The sequence below is a fragment of the Formosa sejongensis genome (assembly GCF_033447105.1).
Lineage (GTDB): Bacteria > Bacteroidota > Bacteroidia > Flavobacteriales > Flavobacteriaceae > Formosa.
Map to the genome: position 1 here is coordinate 1 of NZ_JAWQUN010000053.1, position 1,233 is coordinate 1,233.

Sequence of the window (1,233 nt, forward strand, 5' to 3'; positions counted from 1 at the left end):
CTTAAGTTAGCATTTCAATAAAAACACTAATTTAAACATATATAAATAGAAAGCACAAAAGAGAGGAATAAGGTTATTATATACGGAGAGACTACAGATCTCGTCAACATTGAAAATCCCCTCTCTTTTTCTACACAGATTTCGTACAGTTCTATGAGGCTTTTAGACCTCGATTTTAAGTCGTTGAAACTCGCGTAGCTAGTCCTTTCAAATACTACTTTGTTATGAATAAAGATATTAAATATTTTGGACTTGACATCAGTCATTTAGTTTTTGATGTTACGGATTCCGAAGGGAAATATTACCAGTTTAAAAACAACCTTTTGGGCTTTAAAAAGTTCTTAAAACTGTTAGATCCTAATAGTCATTGTGTGATGGAAGCTACTGGTTATTATCATTACCAATTAGCCTATTATTTACAAGAAGAAGGTGTTAAGGTTTCCGTAGAAAATCCATTAGCTGTAAAACGTTTTATACAAATGAAGTTGTCTAAAATCAAGACAGACAAGAGTGACTCTAAGTTGATTTGTGAGTATGCTAAACATGTAGAGTTAAAGCTTTGGAAAGGAAATTCAAAACATCAATTAGAATGCCTTCAAATGACCAGACTCCTTTCTGTGTATACAAAACAGAGTACTATGCTTAAAAATAAATTACATGGAGAAGCTGTTTTAGGAAACCCTAGTAAAGCAGTTGTGAGTTCCTTAAAACGTAACTTGAAACAGGTTCAAAAAGAGATGAAAATGATAGAAGATAAATTATTAGTTTTAGTAAAAGAAGTACATCAGAGTGTTTTAACACGCTTAAAAACCATTCCAGGAATTGGTCCAAAAACGTCTCTAATGCTAGTGGTTTTAACAGATGGATTTGATCGTTTTACAAGCGGTAGTGAATTATGTAGTTACGCAGGATTAACACCCGTAATACGACAAAGTGGAAGTAGCGTAAAAGGGCGTCCACGAATTAGTAAAATAGGCAATCAAAAACTTCGGAATTTATTATTTATGTGCAGTTTTAATGCCTGTAAATATAACTATGCTTGCAAAGCAATTTACGATCGATTAGTTGCCAAAGGAAAGAGCAAAAAGTTAGCATTAATAGCCGTTTGTAATAAGCTCTTAAAACAGGCTTTTGCCATAGCAAAATCAGGATTAACCTATGATAATAATTATAGAAGTGTTTTAGTGAAAAATTAATGAGTTTTTACTTGTTTTTTACCACAGTACTTTGTTG

1 protein-coding gene is annotated in these 1,233 nt (G+C 32.3%); it reads left to right on the forward strand.

Annotation, left to right across the window (positions count from 1 at the left end):
* Positions 1-224 precede the first annotated feature (224 nt).
* Positions 225-1,196 carry an IS110 family RNA-guided transposase gene (locus tag R6X41_RS19710; RefSeq protein ID WP_318502070.1) on the forward strand — a complete coding sequence of 324 codons (972 nt, stop codon included), beginning with the start codon at positions 225-227 and terminating at the stop codon, positions 1,194-1,196.
* Positions 1,197-1,233 lie beyond the last annotated feature (37 nt).